The following is a 21,371-nucleotide window of genomic DNA, read 5'->3' on the forward strand; positions in this document are numbered from 1 at the left end:
ACGGGCTCCGGGGCCCGCCGTCCGTCGTCGGCCGGCGTCAGTTGCCGTGCCGGATCTCCACGTGCTTCGCCTCCGCCTTCTCGGCGCCCGGTCCCACGCTGGCGGTCGGCATGCCGGCGGTGCAGTCGGCCTTGACTTCGTCCTCGTCGGCGCCCGGCGGCAGCGTGACACTGCGGCTCATCGCGCCGTACCGGATCTCGCTGTGGCTCTTCGTGACGTCCTTCTCGGAGCGTTCGGGCTGGACCGTGAGAATGTCGTCGCTGATGAAGACGTCGATGTCCTCGGGCGGCCCGTACCGCTGAGGCCGAACAGCCCACGTCTCGGGACCTGCGGTCCCTTTCGCCCTGAGCAGTCGAGGCCAGACTGGAAACCAAGCGACCAAGACACCCGGCGGCGATCACCATGTCCGACGTCACCACCACCGACCTCTACGAAGTGACCATGGCCATGTCCTACCTCCGGGAGGACATGCGGGGCCCGGCCAGCTTCAGCCTCTTCGTCCGCGACCTCCCCTCCGGCCGGGGCTTCCTGGTTGCCGCGGGCCTGGAGTCCGCCCTGGACTTCCTGGGCCACTTCCGCGTGGGGCGGGAAGACATCGAGGAGTTCGCTGACGCCCTGCACCGCCCCGTCCGGGATCTCGAACCTCTCCTCGGACTCTCCTTCGAGGGCGAAGTGCGCGCCGTGCCCGAGGGCCATGTGGTGTTCGCCGGTGAGCCACTGCTGGAGGTGACCGCCCCGCTCCCCCAGGCCCAGCTCGTCGAGACGTACCTGCTGAACCAGCTGTGCCACCAGACGGCGGTCGCCTCGAAGGCGGCGCGCTGTGTCCTGGCCGCGGCCGGAGGGCCGGTTGTGGACTTCTCCCTGCGCCGCACGCACGGCCCGTGGGCGGGCCTGCAAGCGGCCCGGCTGGGTGCCCTGGTGGGGTTCGCGGGCACGAGCAACGTGGCCGCGGCGGTGGCCCTCGGCATCCCGGCTTCGGGCACCATGGCCCACTCCTACATCGAGGCGTTCCCCGGCGAAGAGGAGGCGTTCCGTGCGTTCGCGCATGCCCACCCCGGCCCCGTCACCTTCCTCGTCGACACCTACGACACCGAGGAGGGCGTACGCATCGCCGCCCGGGTCCTGGCCGAGCTCCGACGCGGACCAGGCTGCGCCATCCGCCTCGACAGCGGGGACCTCGACGAACTCTCGCGCCGGTCACGCGCCATCCTGGACGCTGCCGGACTGACCGGCGTACGGATCGTGGCCAGCGGCGGGCTCGACGAGTACGGCGTGGACCGCCTGGTGCGTGCCGGCGCCCCGATCGATGTGTACGCGGTGGGCACGAAGGTCGGTGTGGCCGCGGACGCCCCCTACCTGGACGCCGCGTACAAGCTCGTCGAGTACGACGGCCACCCCGTGATGAAACTGTCCTCGGCGAAGGTCACGGCCCCGGGCCGCAAACAGGTCTTCCGCCGTCCCGGGCAGCCCGACGTGATCGCCCTGGCCGGGGAAGAGCCTCCGGAGGCCGCTCAGCCACTGCTGCGCACGGTCATGCGCGACGGGCGGCGGACATGGTCGCCCGACCACTGGCAGGACGCCCGCAAGCGCTTCCGCGAGGACCTCGCCGCTCTGCCCGGCCCGGTACTCCGGATCGAAGACCCCGAACCGGTCCCGCCGGTATGGTCCAAGGCTCTGACGCGGCTCACCGCCTCGGTGCGCACGGACATCGAAGCCCGACTGCGACCGGAGGGACGCGTCGCACCTGCGGGCACGCCGATTTCCCGCTCCGTCCCCCTCTCGGCGCGCACACACTGACCGGTGGGCCGCGTGCGGGGGCCGACAGGGCCGCCACGGGGACCAACGGCCCCTGGCAGGCCGACAGTACCGAAGACTTCCATGGAATCGGCGGCAGCATTCCCTCCGCGCCACCACAGGGAGGAGGCGAGGGCGATGTCCGCTCCCGCACCGCTGAAGAAGAACGACCAGGACCTACCGGCTACCGGCCCCGAGGCGACAGGCGCCTCGATGCGCGCCCGCGCCGGCGACGAGATCCTCGTACGGGGGACCACGGCCGGAGTCATCGCACGGGACGGTGAGATCGTCGGCCTTCATCACCCGGACGGCAGCCCGCCCTACGACGTGCGCCGGGCCGACAGCGGACGGGTGACCCTGTACTTCGCGGGTCCTGATGCGTACATCCGACATCCGGTGGCCGGAGGAGACCATGCCCGGGCCCGCTGACCGCCGGCCGATCGTGGTGGGTCTCGATCCTGATCCCGGCCATCGGATGGCGCCGGCCTGGGCGGCCGACGAGGCCGCCCGTCGGCGGTTGCCGTTGCGCCTGGTCCATGCCGAGGGCGTGCCCACCAGGGGCTATCGCGGGCGGGAAGTCCTACCGTCGTGGGAGGAGTGGAACGAGGCGCTGCACAAAGCCGGCCAGCGGGTGCTGGAGGAGGCCGCAGCCTTCGTCGCGGCCCGGCGCCCACAGCTTGAGGTGGACGTTCTGCTCGCGGAGGGTGACCCGACGTGGGTGCTGCGCGAGCAGAGTCGCGGTGCCGCTGCCGTAGTGCTGGGATCCCGGCACCTCAGCCGCAGGCAGGAGGTGTTCGGCTCGCACTCGGTCGCCCTGCCAGTCATGGCCCATGCGCGTTGTCCCGTGGTGGTCGTCCCCGAGCCGGAACACGTCACCCAGGAGCCGGCCTACTTCGTCGTCGGCGTAGACGGCAGCGAACACTCCGCTGCCGCGGTCGACGTGGCGTTCGAGGAGGCGGCCTTGCGCGGCGCCGAGCTTCGCGCCCTGCTCGTCTGGGAGCCCGGACCGTTCCGGATCTTCGACGAGTACGAGCCGCAGCAGGAGTGCAGGCGCTTGCTCTCCGAGATCGTGGCAGGCCGCCAGGCCCGCTTCCCCGAGGTCGACCTGCGTCACGAAGTGGTCCTCGGGCATCCCGTCGAAGTCCTCACCGATGCTTCGGCGCATGCGCTGGGTCTGGTGGTGGGGACGCGGGGCCGTGGAGGCTTCGCCGGCATGCTGCTGGGCTCGGTCAGCCTAGGCGTGTTGCACCACGCCGCCTGCCCTGTCATCGCCGTCCCGACACCAGGGTGAAACCCAGGTCCGGCACGAAGGGAAGCCGCCGTGACCGCAGAACCTCTCGACGTGAAGACCGTCACCACACTCGTGGCGGACGCCGCCGCTGCGCCCTCCCTGCACAACGCGCAGCCCTGGACCTTCCGCTATCTGGGGGGCATCGGCGTCCTCCGCCTGTACGCCGACCTGAGGCGCGGCCTGCCGCGAACCGACCCGGAGCGTCGGGGCCTGCACATCGGTTGCGGCGCCGCGCTGCTGAACCTGCGCGTGGCCGCCGCGGCGGCGGGCCTGGCGCCGCTCGTCCGCTTGCTGCCCGACCCGGCCTACCCGGAGTTCCTCGCAGAAGTGCATCTGTGCGGCACCGGACCGCCCGACGGGGCGCTCGCCCAGCTGGGCCCCGCCGTCCGGCGCCGCCACTCCAGCCGGCTGCCCTTCCGCGACGAGGAAATCCCCGGCGCGGTGCTGGAGGGGCTGTCCGAGGCGGCCCACGACGAGGGGGCCCAGCTGCTGTTCCCCGGGGCATGGCATGTGCAGTCGATCCTGGAACTGGTGCGGGACGCGGAGCTCCGAGAGTCGCTCGCACCGGTGGTGCGTGAGGAAACGGCGCGCTGGACGCACACACAGCTGCCCCACGCCGCTGGGGTGACCGACGGCATCCCGGGCGAGGCGTTCGGTCCTCGGCAGCGCGGCACCTCAGCTCCTGTGCGTGACTTCGCCGCCGGCCGTCCGATGCCCGGACGTGGCTGGGCGCCCTTCGAGAAGAACCCGAACATCGCCCTGCTGGGTACGGCCCGCGACGAGCCTGCGGACTGGCTCGTGGCCGGCCAGGCACTGGAGCGGGTGCTGCTCCGGGCCACGGCGGACGGGCTCGTCGCCTCAATCACCTCCCAGCCCCTGGAATGGCCGGAGATCCGATGGATCGTCCGCGACCCCGTCTCGTCCATGGCACACGTCCAGATGGTGATCCGGCTCGGCTACGGCCCCGAAGGCCCCGCGAGCCCACGGCGGCCGGTGGCCGATCTGCTCGACATTCTCTGAACGGCCCCATCGGACAGCACCGGACACCGAGGAGTGGTCGCATGAAGGTTTCCGAAGTGATGACCGTTCCTCCGGTGTGCGTCGAACCCCATGTCTCCCTGGCCGAGGTGACCCGGCTGATGGCCGAGTGTGCCGTCGGGTCCGTCCTCGTGGTCGAGGACGGAGCCCCGCACGGCATAGTCACCGACCGCGATCTCGCCGTACGCGGCCTGGGCGGCGGCCTGGACCCGAAGGCCTCGGTGGACGCGGTCATGTCGCCACGTGTCGTCACGGTCGAGGCCACCGACGAGCTGGAGGTGGCCTACCGGACGTTCCGCCGCACAGAGGTACGCCGTCTTCCGGTTCTCGACGCAGGCCGAGTGGTGGGCGTGCTGACGATCGACGACCTGCTCCTCGACGTCTTCCGGCGGCTCGCCGACCTGCTGGGACCGGTCGCCTGGAGCGTCCTGCACGAGCCGCCCGGCCCGCCTTCGGAGACCGGAGCCCCGCATGAGCCCTGAATCGGCTCCGCAGCGGACGGTCGGTCTCCGCGAGGGCGGACCGCCGACGGGCGTCACGACAGCGCCGCCCCCGGACCAACGAGATGCCTCCCGTTCGTCCGTCTCCGCTCTGCCGGTGCCGGACGTCATCGCCACCCTGGGAAGCTCACTCCGCGGTCTGACGGAGGCCGAGACAGCCGTGCGGCGGAACCGCTACGGCCCCAACGAGCTGCCCGGCGTAAGCCGAGGCCAGGTGTGGCGTCGGCTGGCCGCGCAGTTCACCGACCTCTTCGCGGTGGTCCTGCTCGTCTCCTCGGCGATCACGTTTCTCGCGTACTGGCTGGGGCGGCCCCGGGATCCAGCCACCCTCCAGCTGGCCCTGGCGATCCTCGGCGTGGTGCTGCTGAACGCCGGCATCGGTTTCGCGCAGGAGTACTCCGCCGAACGCACGGCCGAGTCCCTTCAGGCGATGGTGCCGCACACCTGCCGCGTGCTGCGCGACGGAGAGCGGCGCGAGCTGCCCGCGCGGGATCTGGTGCCGGGCGATGTGGTGATCCTTGAGGCCGGGGACGCAGTGCCTGCCGACTGCCGACTGATCGAGGCGCAGGAAGCCGCTGTCAACAACGCGGCGCTCACCGGCGAGAGCGATCCCGTCGCCCGCGTTGCCGAGCCCGTACCGTCAGGGCCTTTGCTCCAGGCTCGCAACTGCGTGTTCATGGGCACCGATCTGGTCGCGGGCACGGGCAAGGCCGTCGTGTTCGCCACGGGTGCGGCCACCGAGTTCGGGCGGATCTACCGTCTGGCCGCCGCCGCGCCGCGGCAGCAGACCCCGCTGCAACGGCAGGTGGCCCTCATGGCCCGCAGGGTCGCGGGCGTCGCGCTCGCGACCGGCGCCGTTCTGTTTGCCGTGCGCGTGCCCAGCGGGCAGCCGTTCGTCGACACGTTCGTCTTCTCGCTCGGTGTGATGGTCGCCCTGGTCCCGGAGGGGCTGCCGGCCACGCTCTCCGTCTCGCTGGCGATCGGTGTCCGCCGCATGGCCCGCCGGCACGCGCTGGTCAAGCAACTGCTCGCGGTGGAGGCACTGGGCTCGACCAGCGTGATCTGCACCGACAAGACCGGCACCCTCACCCAGGCCGAGATGACCGTCGTGCAGCTGTGGGCGGACGGTGTGCCCCATGCCGTGTCCGGCGTGGGGTACGCACCGATCGGCGAGATCACCGACGCGGAGCCCGTGCGAGAGCTGCTGCGGGCGGCGGCTCTGTGCAGCAACGCCCGGTTGGTGCCGCCGACCGGGCGGGACGCGTGGCGGGTGCTCGGAGACACCACCGAGGGGGCCCTGCTGGTGGCCGCCCGGAAAGCCGGCCTGGATCCCGCGGAGGAGGAGGTGCGCACCCCCCGGGTGGCGGAGCATCCCTTCGACTCCGCACGCAAGCTCATGAGTACCGTGCACCGCGACAGCGACGGCACGTTCTTCGCGTATGTCAAAGGCGCACCGCTCGAACTGCTCGCCCGCTGCGATGCCATCGACCGGAGTGGCACGAAGACACCGCTGTCCGATCCGGTCCGCACACAAGTGGCGGCGGCTGCGGACGGCATGGCCGGACAGGGCCTGCGCGTACTGGCGGTCGCCCGGCGGCAGGCAGCCGATCCGCGACCCCCACTCGAAGACGTCGAGTCGGAGCTGACGCTGCTGGGGCTCGCCGGGATGTACGACCCGCCGCGGCCCGAGGTGCGCGAGGCGGTGCACGCCTGCCGGCGGGCCGGGGTCCGCATCATCATGGTCACCGGGGACCATCCCCTCACCGCGGAGGCCGTCGCCCGCCGTGTCGGCATCGTGAGCCATCCGGCTCCGACCGTGGCGACAGGCACCCAGCTGGACGCGTTGGACGACGGCGGCTTGGACGCTCTGCTGGCGAGCTCCGGCGAATTGCTGCTCTGCCGGGTCAGTCCCGAGCACAAGATGCGGGTGGTCACGGCACTGCAGCGGCGCGGCGAGGTGGTCGCCGTCACCGGCGACGGGGCCAACGACGCGCCGGCCCTCAAGCACGCCGACATCGGTGTCGCCATGGGCGCCTCCGGCACCGACGTCGCCCGCGAGGCCGCGGTGATGGTGCTGCTCGACGACTCCTTCGCCTCGATCACCACCGCTGTGGGACTGGGCCGCTCGGTCTACCGCAACATCCGCAAGTTCCTGATCTACCTCTTCAGCCACAACATCGCCGAACTCGTGCCGATCCTCGCGGCGACCTTCGCCGGGTTCCCGCTGGTGCCGATCACAGCCGTACAGATCCTCGCGATCGACCTCGGTTCGGACGTGCTGCCGGCCCTGGCGCTCGGTGCGGAACCGATGGAGCCCGACGTCATGAACAGCCCGCCGAGGCCCCGCCAGGAGCGACTTTTCTCGGCGTCTGTCGTGGGCCGCATCCTCTTCCTCGGCGGCATCCAGGCCCTCGGCGTGTGCGCCGTCTTCTTCTGGCACATCCATGCCTCGGGCATCCCCTACGCCGACTTCACCAAGGACAGTCCCGTCTACCGCGAGGCGATCACCATGGTCCAGGCCGGCATCGTCGTCAGTCAGTTCTTCAACGCCCTCGCCGTGCGCACCGACCGGCAGAGCGTGTTCCGGGCCGGTCTGCTGACCAACCCCTGGCTGCTGGCCGCCGGCTGCTTCGGCATCGGTCTGATGGCCGCCATCAGCTACGCGCCGCCGCTCCAGGCGATCTTCCGCACCGCACCGCTGGCCCCCGCCGACTGGGCGGTCCTGGCCGCGTTCGGAGCGCTGCTGCTGGCCGCCGAGGAACTCAGGAAGTGGGTGCTGCGGCACCGGAGGACGTCCCCGGAGGGAGGAAGGCGATGAGAGTGATCATCGCGGGTTGCGGCCGGGTCGGGGCCACCCTGGCCGCACAGCTCGTCGCGGAAGGCCACGACGTGCGGCTCGTCGACCGGCAAGCAAGGGCGCAGCAGAAGTTGTCGCCGGGCTTCCCCGGCGCCTTCCACGTGGGCAACGGCTTCAGCCGCTCCGTACTGGAGGCTGCCGGAATCGCTCACGCGGACGCCTTCGTCGCGGTCACGTCCGGGGACAACAGCAACATCGTCAGCGCGCGGACCGCGAGGGAGACGTACCGGGTCCCGATCGTCCTCGCCCGCATCCACGATCCGCGCCGCGCCGACATCTACCGGGAACTGGGCATCCCGACGATCTCCAGTGTCCGCTGGGCCGTGGGCCGCATCCACCAGATCCTGCTGCACCGCCACCTCACCCCCGAACTCACCTTCGGCAACGGCGAGACACTCCTCGTACGCTCCCGGCTGCCTTCCTATCTCACTGGACGACAGACCACCGAGTTCGACGTCGACGGCGAGATCCGCGTCGTGGAGATCACCCGTGCCGGTCGCTCACTGCTCCCCGCCCACGGTGTCCTGGCCGAGCCCGGTGACCTGGTTACCTTCAGCGTGGCCGCCACGGCGCTGGGCCGGCTGAGCGGCTTTCTCGACAAGGAGCTGGGAACGTGAAGGTCCTGATCGCCGGCGCCGGCCGGCTCGGTGCCCAGATCGCCCAAGTGCTGTCCGTCGCTCGCAACGAGATCACTCTCGTCGAGTACGACGACGACCGTGTGGCCGAACTCGGCGACATGCCTCACGTGCGCGTCGTGGCCGGGGACGCCTGCGAGCCGGCGCTCCTGGAGCACGCGGGAGCCCTCGCCTGCGACCTCGTCATCGCCGCCACCGGCCGCGACGAGGACAACCTCGTCATCAGCCTGCTCGCCAAGCGGCAGTTCGGCGTGGAGCGGGTGGCCGCGCGCGTCAACGAGGAGGAGAACGCCTGGCTCTTCGACCAGCGGTGGGGCGTGGACGTGGCCGTGCCGGCCGCCACGCCGCTGATCTCCCTGATCGAGGAGGCCACCGGTGCTACGGACACGGTGGCCCTGCTACGGCTGAGCAAGGCGGGCGTCGAGGTCATCGAGACCGCGATCACCGAGGAGTCCCGGGCGGCGGGACACAAGCTGGGTGAGATCGAGCTGCCCGCCGGCACCGTGGTCGCCACCGTCGTACGCGAGGGCCGGCCCACGGTCCCGGGCCCCGAGGTGCAGCTGCTTCCCGGCGACGAGCTCCTGCTCGTGTCACACGAGGCGACCGAGCAGGAGATCCACGCGGCGTTCCAGTGAGCCGGCCCCACCCAGTCTCCGGGGGGCCTCTGGTCACCGCTCCTGGGAACGTACGATCACGACCGGGCAGCTCGCATGCTGCGACACGTGCTGGCTGACAGAGCCGAGCAGGGCTCGCGCGAACCCGCCCCTGCCCCGGCTGCCCACCACCAGGACCTCGGCTCCTTCGGCGGCCCGCAACAGGACATCGGCGGCATTGCCGTGCACCACATGGGTCCGTACCGAGTCGGCGGCGTCCGCGCCGAGCACGTCGGTCAGCTCCTGGGTCATCTTCTGCCGGGTCTCGTCCTCGTCGACCTGCATGTCGACGGCGGGTCCGGACCAGCCGTACAGGCCCGGCAACTCCCACACTGCGACGGCCTCCACGGTGCCGCCGACCTGGCCGGCGTAGCGCATGGCCCAGCGCAGGGCTTCGTACGAGGACTGCGATCCGTCGACGCCGACCACCACCCGTGGCTTCGAGGCATTCGTGTCCATGCGTCCCACCTCTCCTCGGGTGCCTGTTCTCCACGCTGCGGGACCCATCCCCATACCGCCACAGATGGGCATCCGGCGGCATGACGGACGACGGAGGCGGCGCTGTCCGTCAGCTTCCGCGGCTCGTGACCCAGCTGGGCTCCACGCCTGTCCACTCGCCGTCCCGCCAGGCCGGACCGTGCCGGTCAAGGCTGCTGCCGACAACCCTTCACACGCCGTATGCGGTGGCCACGCCGCCACCCCCATGGCGAAGGGCACCGCCACGCCGGCGATTCGGCATTCACTGCCTCTGCGGCACGACCGCGACCGGACACTGGGCATGGTGCAGCAGCGCATGGCTCACGCGGCCGAGCTGGAATCCGAAGTGGCCCGTCCTTCGGTGTGCCCCGACGATCACGAGGTCCGCAGCCGCCGACCGGTCAACGAGTATCTTGCCGGCTGGCCCTTCAACGACCGACCGGCGCGTCCGGACGTGCGGATGCTCGGCGCTCGCCGCCTTGAGGAGAGCGTCGATCACGGCGGAGGCACGCTCCTCGTACGTGTCCGCCGGTCCGCCGGGCTGCAACCGGTCGCCGTGCCTGTCGAAAGCAGGCCTGCGCCAGGCCCGCACGACGTCGAGGACGCACCCTCGCACCTCGGCCTCGCGGAAGGCGAAACGCACGGCCTCCGCGGTCGTGTCCGATTCGCCCAGGCCGAGCAGGATCCGCTCGTGCTTACCCGCCAGGCCCACGCGATCACCCCGGACCACGACCACCGGACAGTGCGCCCGGGCGGACACTCCGAGACCGACCGACCCCAGCAGCAGACCCTTGAGCTCACCACGGCCACGCGCACCCGTCACCAGCGCGAACGCCTCGTCGCCCGCGCTCACGAGAGCGCCCGCAGCGTCCTCCGGAACGATGTCGGTGGTGACCTTCACATCCGGGTTGCGCCGTTCGGCCCGATCGGCCGCCGAGGCCACGATGTGCTCGGCCAGCACCTGCTCGGAGGGCCGCCTCGGGTCCACCGAGGGAAGGCCCGCCTCGTAGCGCTCCCACAAGGAGGCGTACACCAGCCTGAGCGGAACACCGTGACGGGCGGCTTCGTCCACGGCCCAGTCGACCGCCAGCAGGCACGAGTCCGATCCGTCTACGCCCACCACCAGAGGAAGTGTCACTGTCCCCACCGCCTTTCATGGGGCCGCCGAAAGCGAGCGGCACTGGGGGCTGAACTTCACCGTCGCACCTCGTGCCGGTGGTCGCGAGGGCGCTTCGGCCCGTGCTGGAGGACCATCGGCCCCCTACTGCTCGCGGTTCGGTTCGTGTGCCTGCCGAACGGAAGCGGCGACCCGGTCGATCAGTTCGGGGAGCGCCGACCGCACCGCTTCACTCAGGGGCGCGCCGAGTTCGACGTCCGCCACCTCCATGGCGTGCACCACGAGCCTCTGCGGCAGCTGGCCGAGTACCTCCGCCAGGGCAAGGCACTCTCCGAGGCCCAGCGCATGGGTGCTCGCCGTCGCCGCTGTCCGGTCGGCCGCGTCAGCCGCCGTCAGGGTGTGCAGTTCCCCCGGCCGGGCCGGCCGTGTCCGGAGGGCTTCCACCACGAACACCGTATCCGCACCGCGCCACAGGTCGAGCATGCGTGCGGGTTCGCCGTCGCTGACCGTCAGGACGGTGTCGTCCGGGACACGGCCGCGCAACGCTTCCACCGTTGCCGGACCGACCCCGTCGTCACCGCGCAGGGGATTGCCCACACCGATCACCACGACCCGGCCGTTCATCGACGTTCCACGGTCACGTCGAGGAAGTGGGTGGCGCACGAGATGCAGGGATCGTGATTGCGGATGGCCCGTTCGCAGAGGTGCGCGAGCTCCTCGTCGTCCACAGCGGGCCCGGCCGAGTCCAGGCGGGCCTGGACCGCTCTGCGTACGTCCGTCTCGATGGCCGTCTGGTTCTGTGCCGTGGGTGGGATGATGCGGGCCTCGGTGAGCGTGCCGTCCCCGGTGAGGGCGTAGCGGTGGTACAGCAATCCCCTGGGCGCCTCGGTGGCCCCGAAGCCCACGCCCTGGCGAGGCGGTACCTCGACGGCCGGCCGCGGAGGTCTTTCGTATCCGTCGATGATCCGCAGCGCTTCCTCGACGGCCTGTACCACCTCGACGGCGCGTACGACGATGCTCCGGAAGGGGTTGTCGCAGAGGGCGCCCGTCAACGGGTCGCCCAGCCCGGCGTCCCGCGCCGCCTCGGCGGCAACGGGGTGAAGCCAACGGCCGTTGATCGCGTAGCGGGCCAGCGGGCCGGTGAGGTAGCGACGGCCGTCGAGAGTGGCCGTCAGGGCGGTGGAGTGGGGCACCTGGCCTTCCCGGACGTGCTGTTCGAACTCGGGCAGGGGGAACTCGCGCGGCGCCCCGCCGTTGCCGTCGGCGGCAATGACAGCCGGTGTTCCGGTGTCGATGGCGTAGCGGCCTGGGTCGCGCAGTGCGAACAGGTCGTGGTCGCACACGGCGTCGGGAAAGTCGAACGCCGCCACCCACCGGACGGTTTCCAGCGCGTCCTCCCGGGCTTGCCGCAGCCGTTCCGTCAGCGGACGCAGTTCGTCCGGTGCCGGCGTCCGGTAGAAACCGCCGATCCGCACGTTCACGGGATGGATGGGGCGGCCGCCGAGCTGTTCGAGGAGCGCGTTGCCGGCCTGCTTGAGCCTCAGGCCGCGTTCGACGGCGGCTCGCTGATCGCGGGCGAGTTCCACGACGTCCGCACGCCCGAGGAAGTCCGGAGCGTGCAGCAGGTAGACGTGCAGGGTGTGGCTCTCGATCCACTCGCCGCAGTACAGCAGGCGGCGCAGGTCTGCGAGAGGGCCGTCCACCGTGACACCGCAGGCGTCCTCGATCGCCCGGCAGGCACTCATCTGGTAGGCGACCGGGCAGATGCCACAGATGCGCGCGGTGATGTCGGGAGGCTCGGTGTGGCCCCGGCCGGTCAAGAAGGCCTCGAAGAAGCGCGGCGGTTCGTAGATGCGCAGCCGCGTCTCGGCGACCGTGTCACCCTCGACGCGTAGGTGGAGGGATGCCTCGCCTTCCACCCTGGCCAGCGCGTCCAGTCGCAGGACGCGGGTTCCGCGATGGTTCATGCGCGCCTTTCCGGGCGGGGTCCGTCAGGCCGGAGGGCTCTGCCGCTCCTCGGCCGCGAGGTCGGGTACAGAGGCATACTCCGGCGACGCGGCGTTGAAGGTGCGGAAGACACGCTGGACGTCCCGCTCGCTCATCCCGTCGCGACGCAGCTGCGCGATCATCGAGCGCAGATTGGGCTTGCTCGACGGTCCGAAGCAGCCGTAGCAGCCGCGTCCGTAGGCGGGACAGATCGCGCCGCACCCCGCGTGGGTGACGGGACCCAGACAGGGGGTGCCGTGGGCCACGGTGATGCAGGTGGTGCCGCGCCTCTTGCACTCGAAGCAGACGCTGTGGTCCGAGATCTGGGGTCTGCGGCCGGCCAGGTAGGCGGTGATGACTTCGAGAAGCTGGCGGCGGTCGATCGGGCAGCCGCGCAGTTCGAAGTCGACCGGCACGTGGGCCGAGATCGGGGTCGAGGTCTCCAGCGTGGCGATGTACTGCGGCTGGGCGTAGACGGCTGCGAGGAAGTCGTCGACGTCGGCGAAGTTGCGCAGTGCCTGGATGCCTCCTGCGGTGGCGCAGGCTCCGATGGTCACCAGGTACCGGGAGATACGGCGGACGTGCTGGATCCGCTCGGCGTCCTCGGCAGTGGTGATCGATCCCTCGACGAGGGAGAGGTCGTACGGCCCCCGGCCGTCCAGCCCCGCGCGCTCCCCTTCGGCGCCCTCGGCCGGGGTCATCTCCACGAAGTGGTCGATCCGTACCCGCTCGGTGAGGCCGAGGAGCTCGTCCTCGCAGTCGAGGAGGGTCAGCTGGCAGCCGTCGCAGGAGGCGAACTTCCACACGGCGAGCGTCGGCCGGGTGCGGATGATCGGGCCGAGTTCGGTGACCATGTCACAACTCCCTCACGAGGAGCAGGTCTGCCACACGGTCGTAGCCGACGACCGGCCCGTCGCGGCACAGCAGGAGCGGGCCGAGCTGGCAGTGGCCGCAGTGGCCGGTGGCGCAGTGCATGTTGCGTTCCAACGACACCTGGACGCGGTGCGGGACCAGGCCCCGTGTCACAAGGTCACGTGCGGTGTGCCGCATCATCACCTCGGGTCCGCACACCAGCGCGCAGGTCCGGTCGGGACGCAGGTCGAGCCGGTCGAGGAGCGTGGTGACCACGCCCACCGCGCCCTGCCAGCCCGGACCGGGCCGGTCGACGGCCACCTCCACCCGGGCCGGGCCGCGCCAGCCTTCGATCTCCTCCCGGTAGACCAGATCGGCAGGAGTACGAGCGCCCACCAGGATCGCAAGGCGACCGTACTCAGCGGGCCGGTCCAGAACCTCGTGGACGACCGGACGCAACGGAGCCAGCCCGATGCCGCCGGCGACCACCAGGACGTCGTAGCCTGCTGCCGCTTCGAGGTCCCAGCCGGTGCCGTACGGTCCGCTGAGTCCGACACTGTCACCGGGGCGCAGCCGGTACAGCGCGGCCGAGACCGCGCCCACCGCGCGCACGGTGTGCACGAGACCCCCGTGGCGGCCGCGCAGGGCACTGGCCGAGACGGGCACCTCACCCACCCCGAAGGCGTAGATCATCGCGAACTGCCCCGGGGAGAAGGGCGCGAGTTCTTCCCCGATCGGTACCAGCTCGATCGACCGGGTGTCGGCGGTCTCGGCCCAGGCATCGGCGACGCGGTACGGCAGCGGGGGCGGCACGGTGGTCATCCCCCCTTCGGCTCCGCCGCCGTTGCGCCGGACTGCGTCCAGTCGTGCAGGGCGGCCGCTTCCTCGGTGATGTCGATGCCGACCGGGCACCACACGATGCAGCGTCCGCAGCCGACGCAACCGGACGAGCCGAACTGGTCGTACCAGGTGCCCAGTTTGTGGGTCATCCACTGCCGGTAACGGCTGCGGGAGGAGGCGCGGACCGGGCCGCCGTGCAGGCGGGAGAAGTCCAGGTCGAAGCAGGAGTCCCACAGCCGCCACCGCTCCGCGTGGTCACCGGTGAGGTCCGTGACGTCCTCGGTGGTGGTGCAGAAGCAGGTGGGGCACACCATGGTGCAGTTGCCGCAGGTCAGGCAGCGGCCGGCGACGTCGTCCCAGCGTGGCGCGTCGAGTGTTCCGGCCATCAGCTCCCGCAGGTCGGCTTCGGGCATGGTCCGTCCCATGCGGTCCGCAGCGGCCGTGACGCCGGCGCGAGCCGTCTCCTGGGTCTCCGGGTCGGCCGGGCGTCCGGGCAGCTCGGCCAGGATCTCCGCGCCTTCCTCGCTGCCGCTGCGGACCCAGAAGCGGTGCCCGTTCTCGTCGACCACTTCGGTCATCACCAGGTCGTAGCCGGGGCCGGCGGCGGGTCCGGTGCCCATGGAGACGCAGAAGCACGTGGCGCCGGGCTCCGTGCACTCGACGACGATCAGCAGTGCCCCGGAGCGCCGGCCCTCGTAGTGGGGATCGCGGTATGCCCCGCCGATCAGCACCCGGTCCTGGATGGCGATGGCCCGCAGATCGCAGGGACGCACGCCCAGGAAGGCATACCGAGGAGGCGCGGCCTGGTCCGCCGTGAGGACCAGCTCCCCCTCCACCCGGTCGGCGCTCCACTCCCTCACCCGCGCCGGATGCAGGAAGGACTTCCACGACTGCGGCCCCGCCGCGTTCGCGAAGGCCGCACCGTCCGACCGCTGCCGCAGCCGGTACCGCCCGGCCTCCAGCTCCACGCCCCACCCGTACGGCAAGTCGTCGGCCGACCGCAGTTCCGCCAGCACGATGGCGCCGTCCCGGGCCGTGGGGCCGATCACGGTGAAGCCGCGCCGGACCAGCACGTCGACGAGCGCGGCCATGCCGTCCTTGCCCATCACGAGCCCCTCGGACGCGGGGGCCGGGACGGCGTTCACATCGGTGTCAGCACTCATGGCCGACCTCCTTCAGCACGGCGGACGGCGCATCGGGCCCTGCCGTTTCCTCGGGCCCACGACGGCAGCCTCGTCGGTACAGCGCCGCGCCGACAGAGCCACATGGGCACGTCCGCGGGGGCCTTTGGTCCCCGTGACCTCAGACGAGCCGACAACCGTGGTCTCGGGCGAGCGTCGGAGATGCCTCCACGACCATCAGCACGCTCGGCCGTGCGGTGAGAGGAGGGCTTGCGCGAACATCAGGTCCGCGTCCGCCGCCCAGGCCGGCAAGGTCCGGAACTCCTGCGCCCACACCACCACCCCCTCGCTTCCCTCCATCCGGCAAGCCCCACGTCGGACGAGAGGTGTGCGCGACCGGCAGCGCCCTGATGCGCAGCTCCCCGGGTTCCGCGTCCGTCATGCGCGGCTCCAGCCCTCGCTCGGCGGCGAGACGCGGCAGGGCGGAGCGGAGTTCGGCGTGGTCATCGGCGACGAGCCAGGCGTCCGGCCGGCCCTCGGGCGGCTCCGCCCCGGGACCGCCGTCGTACGCGACACGATGACGGCCGCAGACGACCGGCAGACCGGCCGGTGCGCAGCGCGGGGACACCATGGCGCCCACGCCCGGCAACGTGAACCGGAGCCGTCCGGCCACGGAAGGGGTCCGTTCGACCCAGTGCGGACGGAACGGACCGGACGGATGGTCGAAGAAGGCCCGGAGGAAGGAGGGGCCGCCATGCCGTGGGAGACCATCCGGAAGGACGCCCCGCCGCGCGTCGTCCCCCATCTGCGCGACTACGACAAGGAGTGCGCCACCTTCTCGTGGCAGGCGGCGCGCAGCAGGCTGGCGGGGCTGCCCGACGGACGGGGACTGAACATCGCCCACGAGGCCGTCGACCGGCACGTGGCATCGGGCCGTGCGACCGCGGTCGCGCTGCGCTGTGTCGGGCGGGACGATTCCGTCACCTCCATGACCTACGGGGATCTGGCCCGCTCGACGGCGCAGTTCGCCAACGTGCTCCGCGGCCTCGGGATCGGTCACGGCGACCGGGTCGTGACGCTGCTGGGGCGCTGCCCCGAGCTGTACACCGTGCTCCTCGGCACGCTGAAGAACACCAGTGTCCTCTGCCCGCTGTTCTCCGCCTTCGGACCGGACCCGGTCTTCCAGCGGATGACGCTGAGCGACGCACAGGTGCTGGTCACCACGGCGGACCTGTACCGCAAGAAGATCGCCGGGCAACGCGAAAGGCTTGCCGCCCTGCGCCACGTGCTGATCGTCGGCGAGGGCCCGGACGACCTGCCCGGCACGCTGTCCCTCGCCGCGCTGATGGCCGACGCGGCCGACACCTTCACCATTCCGCCCACCTCCCCGCACGACATGGCCCTGCTGCACTTCACGAGCGGCACGACAGGCGTTCCCAAGGGTGCGGTGCACGTGCACGAGGCGGCCATCGCCCACTACGTGACCGCGTTGTACGCCCTCGACCTGCACGAGGAGGACGTGTACTGGTGCACCGCCGACCCGGGCTGGGTCACCGGGACGTCCTACGGGATCATCGCCCCTCTCCTGCACGGTGTGACGGTCGTGGTGGACGAGGGCGAATACGATGCCCGCCGCTGGTACCGGATCCTTGCCGAGCAGCGGGTGAGCGTCTGGTACACGGCGCCCACCGCCCTGCGCATGCTGATGCGCACGACGCCGAGGACCGGCCCGTACGACCTGCCCCGCTCCTTCGGCCTGAGCGCGCTGCGGTTCATCGCGTCGGTCGGCGAGCCGCTCAACCCGGAGGCCGTGGTGTGGGGGCGGGACGTGCTCGGACTGCCGGTGCACGACAACTGGTGGCAGACCGAGACCGGCGCCATCATGATCGCCAACTTCGCCGCCTGCGACATCCGCCCCGGCTCGATGGGGCGCCCACTGCCCGGGGTGGAGGCGGCCGTGCTGCGGCGCGGCGAGAACGGCCGGGCCGAGGTCGCAGACGGACACGTCACCGTACTGGAAGAGCCCGGAGTGGAGGGAGAACTGGCGCTCCGCCCCGGCTGGCCGTCCATGTTCCGCGGCTACTTGCACGACGAGCCACGCACCGCGGCGGCCTTCGCGGACGGCTGGTACCTCACCGGCGACCTGGTACGACGCGACACCGACGGCTGGTACTGGTTCGTCGGGCGAGCAGACGACGTCATCAAGTCGGCTGGCCACCTCATCGGGCCTTTCGAAGTCGAGAGCGCCCTCATGGAGCACCCGGCAGTCGCCGAGTCCGGCGTCATCGGCCGCCCCGATCCCGTCGCCGGGAACATCGTGAAGGCGTTCGTCACCTTGCGGCCGGGCTTCGACGCGACCACCACGATGCGGCAGGACCTGCTGGCCTTCGCCCGGCGCCGGCTGGGCCCGGCTGTGGCGCCCCGCGAGATCGCCTTCGACCAGCACCTGCCGCACACCCGCAGCGGCAAGGTCATGCGCCGCCTGCTGCGGGCCCGGGAGCTCGGCCTGCCCGAGGGCGACATCTCCACCCTGGAGGAGACGACCCCGCAGGCGTCCTCCTCCGCGCAGAGGACGGAGCAGCCCGCATGAGTGCTACCCACGCCCTCCGCTCACCGCGCACCGCCTCCCGGCCGAACCGCCGAGCCGCCGAGCACCGTCTGGCGCTGCTGGAGTCGATGCTGCGCGTACGCCGGTTCGAGGAACGCTGCGTGGAGTTGTACAGCGCGGCACGCATCCGGGGTTTCATGCACCTCTACATCGGTGAGGAAGCCGTGGCCGTCGGCGTCAACGAGGCACTCACGGCCGACGACGCGGTCGTGTCGACGTACCGCGAACACGGGCACGCACTCGCCCGCGGGGTTCCGGCCGAGGCGATCATGGCGGAGATGTTCGGCAAGGTGACCGGCTGCAGCCGGGGCCGTGGCGGCTCGATGCACCTCTTCGACGCCGGCCGCCGTTTCTACGGCGGCAACGCGATCGTCGGCGGCGGACTCCCGCTCGCGGCCGGCCTCGCCCTCGCCGACCGCATGACCGGCCGCAATCGTGTCACCTGCTGCTTCTTCGGCGACGGCGCCTTCGCCGAGGGCGAGTTCCACGAGACCGCCAACCTCGCCGCGCTGTGGGGGCTGCCGCTGCTGCTGGTCTGCGAGAACAACCTGTACGCGATGGGTACCGCCCTGGCCCGGCACCAGGCCCAGACCGACCTCGCGCTGCGTGCCGCCGGGTACGGCATGGTCTCCTGGGCCGTCGACGGCATGGACGTCTTCGCAGTGCGGGACGCCGCCCGGAAGGCGGCCGAAGGGGTGCGTGCCGGCACCGGACCGCACTTCCTGGAGATACGCACGTACCGCTTCCGCGCCCACTCCATGTACGACGCCGACCGCTACCGCGACAAGGCCGAGATCGAGCACTGGAAGGAACGCGACCCGGTCGAAGGGCTCGCCCGACGACTGCGCGAGGCGAAGGAGCTGACCGACAAGGCCCGCACCGCCATGGAGGACCGCCTGGCCGCCGAGATCGACCGCGCCGTCGAGGCCGCCGATCAGGCTCCCGAGGAACCGGTCGAGGATCTGCTCAGGTACGTCACCAGCCCGGAGGCGAGCCGGCCATGACCGCGACCCGCACGCGTACCGCCGGACCCGCCGTGTCCGACGACCGGAAGACGACCTATCGGGAGGCGATGCGCGAGGCCCTGCGCGAAGCGCTGCGCACGGACGAGCGTGTGTTCCTGATGGGGGAGGACGTGGGCCGGTACGGCGGCTGTTTCGGCGTCAGCCTCGGCCTGCTGGAGGAGTTCGGGCCCGAGCGGATCCGCGACGCCCCGCTGTCCGAGTCGGCGTTCGTCGGCGCCGGTATAGGTGCGGCCCTGGCGGGTATGCGGCCGATCGTCGAGATCATGACGGTCAACTTCAGCCTGCTGGCCCTGGACCAGATCCTCAACAACGCCGCGACCCTGCTGCACATGTCGGGCGGCCAGCTGCCCGTACCGATCGTGATCCGGATGACCACGGGCGCGGGGCGACAGCTCGCGGCCCAGCACTCGCACAGCTTGGAGGGCTGGTACGCGCACATCCCCGGTCTCCGGGTGCTCGCCCCGGCCACCCTCACCGACGCCCGGTACATGCTGGCACCCGCGCTCGCCGACCCGGACCCGGTGCTGATCTTCGAGCACGGCAGCCTCTACAACGTCTCGGGCGAGCCGCCCGCCGACGCGGGGCCTGTCGACATCGACCACGCGACCGTCCGCCGGCCCGGTAACGACGTCTCCCTGATCACGTACGGCGGCTCCCTGCCCAAAGCCCTGGCCGCGGCCGACGACCTCGCGAGCAGCGGCATCAGTGCGGAGGTCGTCGACCTGCGCACCCTGCGCCCCCTTGACGACGCCACCATCGGCGAGTCTGTGGCGCGCACACACCGTGCCGTCGTCATCGACGAGGGCTGGCGCACCGGCAGCCTCGCCGCGGAGATCTCGGCACGCCTCACGGAACAGCACTTCTACGACCTCGACGCCCCCGTCGAGCGTGTGTGCAGCGTCGAGGTGCCCATGCCGTACGCGCGCAGGCTGGAGGAGGCCGCGCTGCCCCAGGTGGGCGGGGTCGTCGCCGCCGCGCGGCGAGCCGTAGGCGAACCCCTGCCGACCGGAGCCGACACGCCGGAACGACCGCCGGCCAGCGGGAGGTCGGGGTGAGATGACCGCGTTCACCATGCCCTCACTAGGCGCGGACATGGAGGAGGGGCTGCTGCAGGAGTGGCTCGTGAGCCCCGGTGACCGGGTACACAAGGGCGACGTCGTGGCGGTCGTGGAGACGGACAAGGCTGCTATCGAGGTCGAGTGCTTCGAGTCCGGGACCGTGGGGCGGCTGCTCGTTGCGCCGGGTGCCCGGGTTCCGGTGGGGACGCCGCTCGCGGTGATCGAGGGCGAAGCCGCCTCCGGCGTGCCGGCAGGCGCCCCCGGGGAACCGGTGACGGCCGGGGCCGGTGAGCCCGTCGGGGAGACTCACCCGCAACCGACCGCCGCACGCGCAAAAGCCGACCGGGAACCGGCCGCACGGCAGAAAAGCCCGCAACCTCGACGGAAGACGGCCCGTGAGCCCGAGCACGCCCCCGAGCCGGCACAGGCCGAGCCCCGGAAGCAGCCGGCCGGGCAGCACGTGCAAGCGCTGCCGGAGCCGTCCGCCGCGACCACCTCGGTGATCGGCACCGGGCCCCTCGTACGGCACCTGGCGCAGCACCGGGGCGTAGACCTGACGACTCTGCACGGCACCGGACCGGGCGGACGGATCACCCGTGCCGACGTGGACCGCGCCGCGCCGCTTCTCACGTCCGGAGTCCGGGCCACTCCGTACGCACGGCGCCTCGCCCGCGACCTCGGCATCGACCTGGCGGCGGTGCGGGGCACCGGGGACGGCGGAGCCGTGCGGGCGGCGGACGTGCACACGGCCGTGCGCGCAGGCGCCGGGGCCGAGCGACCGGGTCGGGGCCCGCGTGGCGGCGAGCAGCGTCCGCACGCGGCCGTCGCGGCCGACAGCCGCCCGGAGGACCGTACGGACGCCATGCGCCGTGCCATCGCCGACCTCATGAGCCGCTCCAAACGGGAGATCCCGCACTACTACCTGTCCACCACCGTCGACCTCACGGCGACCGAGGACTGGTTGCGCCGGATCAACCGCGGTCGTCCGCCCGCCGGCCGCCTCGTGCCCGCTGCCCTGCTCCTCAAGGCCGCCGCCCTGGCAGCGCGCGAGGTGCCGACTCTCAACGGCTACTGGCGGAACAACGGATTCGCCCCCGCTTCCGAGATCAACCTGGGCGTCGCGGTGTCGCTCCGGCAGGGCGGGCTGCTCGCGCCGGTGATCCACCGCGCCGACACACTGCCGCTCGACGCCCTCATGGCCCGCCTCAAGGACCTGGTCCAACGAGCCCGCCGCGGACGGCTGCGCGGCAGCGAGACGACCGGCGCCACCCTGACCGTCACCAACCTGGGCGACCAGGGCGTGGACGCGGTGTTCGGGGTCGTACACCCACCCCAGGTGGCCCTGGTCGGCTTCGGGGCGGTCGTCGAGCGGCCCTGGGCCGCGAACGGCATGCTCGGCGTGCGTCCGGTGGTGACCGCGACCCTGGCCGCCGACCACCGGGCCACGGACGGAGCCGTGGGAGCGCGCTACCTCACGGCGGTCGACCGCCTGCTGCAGCAACCCGAGGAGCTGTGAGTC

Annotated in this window: 20 protein-coding genes; 12 read left to right on the forward strand and 8 right to left on the reverse strand. The window is 71.7% G+C overall.

Annotated elements, in window-relative coordinates; all coding sequences use genetic code 11:
* Positions 1-37: 37 nt before the first annotated feature.
* Complete coding sequence (locus AQJ11_RS46515) at positions 38-382, reverse strand: Hsp20/alpha crystallin family protein (protein ID WP_107120893.1); 345 nt, start codon at positions 380-382, stop codon at positions 38-40.
* A 20-nt stretch (positions 383-402) separates the two neighbouring features.
* On the opposite strand from AQJ11_RS46515, the gene AQJ11_RS29165 reads away from it, so the two are divergent.
* The 8 genes from AQJ11_RS29165 to AQJ11_RS29200 all read left to right on the forward strand — a co-directional run bounded on the left by AQJ11_RS29165 (position 403) and on the right by AQJ11_RS29200 (position 8,750).
* A complete protein-coding gene (locus AQJ11_RS29165) occupies positions 403-1,797 on the forward strand; it encodes a nicotinate phosphoribosyltransferase (protein WP_059265137.1) in 1,395 nt (464 codons plus the stop codon).
* Between the two features lie 135 nt (positions 1,798-1,932).
* Positions 1,933-2,223, forward strand: coding sequence for a DUF1918 domain-containing protein (locus AQJ11_RS29170; protein WP_014677327.1), 291 nt, complete (start codon positions 1,933-1,935; stop codon positions 2,221-2,223).
* Entirely contained in the window at positions 2,207-3,085 is an 879-nt protein-coding gene (locus AQJ11_RS46520) for a universal stress protein (protein WP_079082448.1), read from the forward strand. Before AQJ11_RS29170 ends, AQJ11_RS46520 begins: the two co-directional genes overlap by 17 nt.
* Positions 3,086-3,115: 30 nt before the next feature.
* The gene (locus AQJ11_RS29180; protein WP_059265138.1) at positions 3,116-4,105 is read left to right on the forward strand and encodes an Acg family FMN-binding oxidoreductase; all 990 of its coding nucleotides are present in this window, start codon (positions 3,116-3,118) and stop codon (positions 4,103-4,105) included.
* A 41-nt stretch (positions 4,106-4,146) separates the two neighbouring features.
* On the forward strand, positions 4,147-4,605 hold the full coding sequence (locus AQJ11_RS29185; RefSeq protein WP_058084406.1) for a CBS domain-containing protein: 459 nt from the start codon (positions 4,147-4,149) through the stop codon (positions 4,603-4,605).
* Entirely contained in the window at positions 4,595-7,441 is a 2,847-nt protein-coding gene (locus AQJ11_RS29190; RefSeq protein WP_244218390.1) for a cation-translocating P-type ATPase, read from the forward strand. Before AQJ11_RS29185 ends, AQJ11_RS29190 begins: the two co-directional genes overlap by 11 nt.
* Complete coding sequence (locus AQJ11_RS29195; RefSeq protein ID WP_059265139.1) at positions 7,438-8,097, forward strand: potassium channel family protein; 660 nt, start codon at positions 7,438-7,440, stop codon at positions 8,095-8,097. The genes AQJ11_RS29190 and AQJ11_RS29195 overlap by 4 nt, the downstream gene beginning before the upstream one ends.
* Positions 8,094-8,750, forward strand: coding sequence for a potassium channel family protein (locus tag AQJ11_RS29200; RefSeq protein WP_059265140.1), 657 nt, complete (start codon positions 8,094-8,096; stop codon positions 8,748-8,750). Before AQJ11_RS29195 ends, AQJ11_RS29200 begins: the two co-directional genes overlap by 4 nt.
* 33 nt (positions 8,751-8,783) lie before the next feature.
* On the opposite strand, the gene AQJ11_RS29205 is transcribed toward AQJ11_RS29200, so the two are convergent.
* From AQJ11_RS29205 to AQJ11_RS29235, 7 genes are all read right to left on the reverse strand, one after another.
* Positions 8,784-9,227, reverse strand: coding sequence for a universal stress protein (locus AQJ11_RS29205; RefSeq protein WP_014677320.1), 444 nt, complete (start codon positions 9,225-9,227; stop codon positions 8,784-8,786).
* Between the two features lie 280 nt (positions 9,228-9,507).
* The gene (locus tag AQJ11_RS29210) at positions 9,508-10,368 is read right to left on the reverse strand and encodes a universal stress protein (protein WP_398780863.1); all 861 of its coding nucleotides are present in this window, start codon (positions 10,366-10,368) and stop codon (positions 9,508-9,510) included.
* Positions 10,369-10,506: 138 nt separating this feature from the next.
* Positions 10,507-10,986, reverse strand: a complete 480-nt coding sequence (locus AQJ11_RS29215) for a hydrogenase maturation protease (protein ID WP_059265142.1) — start codon at positions 10,984-10,986, stop codon at positions 10,507-10,509.
* Complete coding sequence (locus tag AQJ11_RS29220) at positions 10,983-12,329, reverse strand: Ni/Fe hydrogenase subunit alpha (RefSeq protein ID WP_059265143.1); 1,347 nt, start codon at positions 12,327-12,329, stop codon at positions 10,983-10,985. Before AQJ11_RS29220 ends, AQJ11_RS29215 begins: the two co-directional genes overlap by 4 nt.
* A gap of 24 nt (positions 12,330-12,353) precedes the next feature.
* Positions 12,354-13,202, reverse strand: coding sequence for an NADH-quinone oxidoreductase subunit B family protein (locus AQJ11_RS29225; RefSeq protein ID WP_059265144.1), 849 nt, complete (start codon positions 13,200-13,202; stop codon positions 12,354-12,356).
* Position 13,203: 1 nt separating this feature from the next.
* The gene (locus AQJ11_RS29230; RefSeq protein WP_059265145.1) at positions 13,204-14,022 is read right to left on the reverse strand and encodes an FAD/NAD(P)-binding protein; all 819 of its coding nucleotides are present in this window, start codon (positions 14,020-14,022) and stop codon (positions 13,204-13,206) included.
* A complete protein-coding gene (locus AQJ11_RS29235) occupies positions 14,019-15,203 on the reverse strand; it encodes a 4Fe-4S dicluster domain-containing protein (RefSeq protein ID WP_059265146.1) in 1,185 nt (394 codons plus the stop codon). The genes AQJ11_RS29230 and AQJ11_RS29235 overlap by 4 nt, the downstream gene beginning before the upstream one ends.
* A 712-nt stretch (positions 15,204-15,915) precedes the next feature.
* On the opposite strand from AQJ11_RS29235, the gene acsA reads away from it, so the two are divergent.
* Genes acsA through AQJ11_RS29260 form a run of 4 tightly spaced genes read left to right on the forward strand, consistent with a single transcriptional unit; the run spans position 15,916 to position 21,368 of the window.
* Positions 15,916-17,751 (forward strand): acetate--CoA ligase, encoded by a 1,836-nt coding sequence (acsA, locus tag AQJ11_RS29245; RefSeq protein WP_059265147.1) that lies wholly within the window; start codon positions 15,916-15,918, stop codon positions 17,749-17,751.
* Positions 17,748-18,773 carry a pyruvate dehydrogenase (acetyl-transferring) E1 component subunit alpha gene (gene pdhA / locus AQJ11_RS29250; RefSeq protein ID WP_208616640.1) on the forward strand — a complete coding sequence of 342 codons (1,026 nt, stop codon included), beginning with the start codon at positions 17,748-17,750 and terminating at the stop codon, positions 18,771-18,773. Before acsA ends, pdhA begins: the two co-directional genes overlap by 4 nt.
* Complete coding sequence (locus tag AQJ11_RS29255) at positions 18,770-19,849, forward strand: alpha-ketoacid dehydrogenase subunit beta (protein ID WP_059265148.1); 1,080 nt, start codon at positions 18,770-18,772, stop codon at positions 19,847-19,849. The genes pdhA and AQJ11_RS29255 overlap by 4 nt, the downstream gene beginning before the upstream one ends.
* Position 19,850: 1 nt before the next feature.
* Complete coding sequence (locus AQJ11_RS29260) at positions 19,851-21,368, forward strand: 2-oxo acid dehydrogenase subunit E2 (RefSeq protein ID WP_059265149.1); 1,518 nt, start codon at positions 19,851-19,853, stop codon at positions 21,366-21,368.
* The last annotated feature ends 3 nt before the right edge of the window (positions 21,369-21,371 follow it).

Origin of the sequence: Streptomyces corchorusii, from assembly GCF_001514055.1 — a bacterium.
Classification (GTDB): domain Bacteria; phylum Actinomycetota; class Actinomycetes; order Streptomycetales; family Streptomycetaceae; genus Streptomyces; species Streptomyces olivaceoviridis.

What these genes read in the sequence shown, in the direction of transcription:
- AQJ11_RS29235 (WP_059265146.1), bottom strand. Translation starts at nt 15,203, where the DNA reads ATGAGTGCTGACACCGATGTGAACGCCGTCCCGGCCCCCGCGTCCGAG.
- AQJ11_RS29215 (WP_059265142.1), bottom strand. Translation starts at nt 10,986, where the DNA reads ATGAACGGCCGGGTCGTGGTGATCGGTGTGGGCAATCCCCTGCGCGGT.
- AQJ11_RS29190 (WP_244218390.1), top strand. Translation starts at nt 4,595, where the DNA reads ATGAGCCCTGAATCGGCTCCGCAGCGGACGGTCGGTCTCCGCGAGGGC.
- AQJ11_RS29185 (WP_058084406.1), top strand. Translation starts at nt 4,147, where the DNA reads ATGAAGGTTTCCGAAGTGATGACCGTTCCTCCGGTGTGCGTCGAACCC.
- AQJ11_RS29230 (WP_059265145.1), bottom strand. Translation starts at nt 14,022, where the DNA reads ATGACCACCGTGCCGCCCCCGCTGCCGTACCGCGTCGCCGATGCCTGG.
- AQJ11_RS29225 (WP_059265144.1), bottom strand. Translation starts at nt 13,202, where the DNA reads ATGGTCACCGAACTCGGCCCGATCATCCGCACCCGGCCGACGCTCGCC.
- AQJ11_RS29205 (WP_014677320.1), bottom strand. Translation starts at nt 9,227, where the DNA reads ATGGACACGAATGCCTCGAAGCCACGGGTGGTGGTCGGCGTCGACGGA.
- AQJ11_RS29195 (WP_059265139.1), top strand. Translation starts at nt 7,438, where the DNA reads ATGAGAGTGATCATCGCGGGTTGCGGCCGGGTCGGGGCCACCCTGGCC.
- AQJ11_RS46520 (WP_079082448.1), top strand. Translation starts at nt 2,207, where the DNA reads ATGCCCGGGCCCGCTGACCGCCGGCCGATCGTGGTGGGTCTCGATCCT.
- AQJ11_RS29220 (WP_059265143.1), bottom strand. Translation starts at nt 12,329, where the DNA reads ATGAACCATCGCGGAACCCGCGTCCTGCGACTGGACGCGCTGGCCAGG.
- AQJ11_RS29170 (WP_014677327.1), top strand. Translation starts at nt 1,933, where the DNA reads ATGTCCGCTCCCGCACCGCTGAAGAAGAACGACCAGGACCTACCGGCT.
- AQJ11_RS29255 (WP_059265148.1), top strand. Translation starts at nt 18,770, where the DNA reads ATGACCGCGACCCGCACGCGTACCGCCGGACCCGCCGTGTCCGACGAC.
- pdhA (WP_208616640.1), top strand. Translation starts at nt 17,748, where the DNA reads ATGAGTGCTACCCACGCCCTCCGCTCACCGCGCACCGCCTCCCGGCCG.
- acsA (WP_059265147.1), top strand. Translation starts at nt 15,916, where the DNA reads ATGCCGTGGGAGACCATCCGGAAGGACGCCCCGCCGCGCGTCGTCCCC.
- AQJ11_RS29165 (WP_059265137.1), top strand. Translation starts at nt 403, where the DNA reads ATGTCCGACGTCACCACCACCGACCTCTACGAAGTGACCATGGCCATG.
- AQJ11_RS29260 (WP_059265149.1), top strand. Translation starts at nt 19,851, where the DNA reads ATGACCGCGTTCACCATGCCCTCACTAGGCGCGGACATGGAGGAGGGG.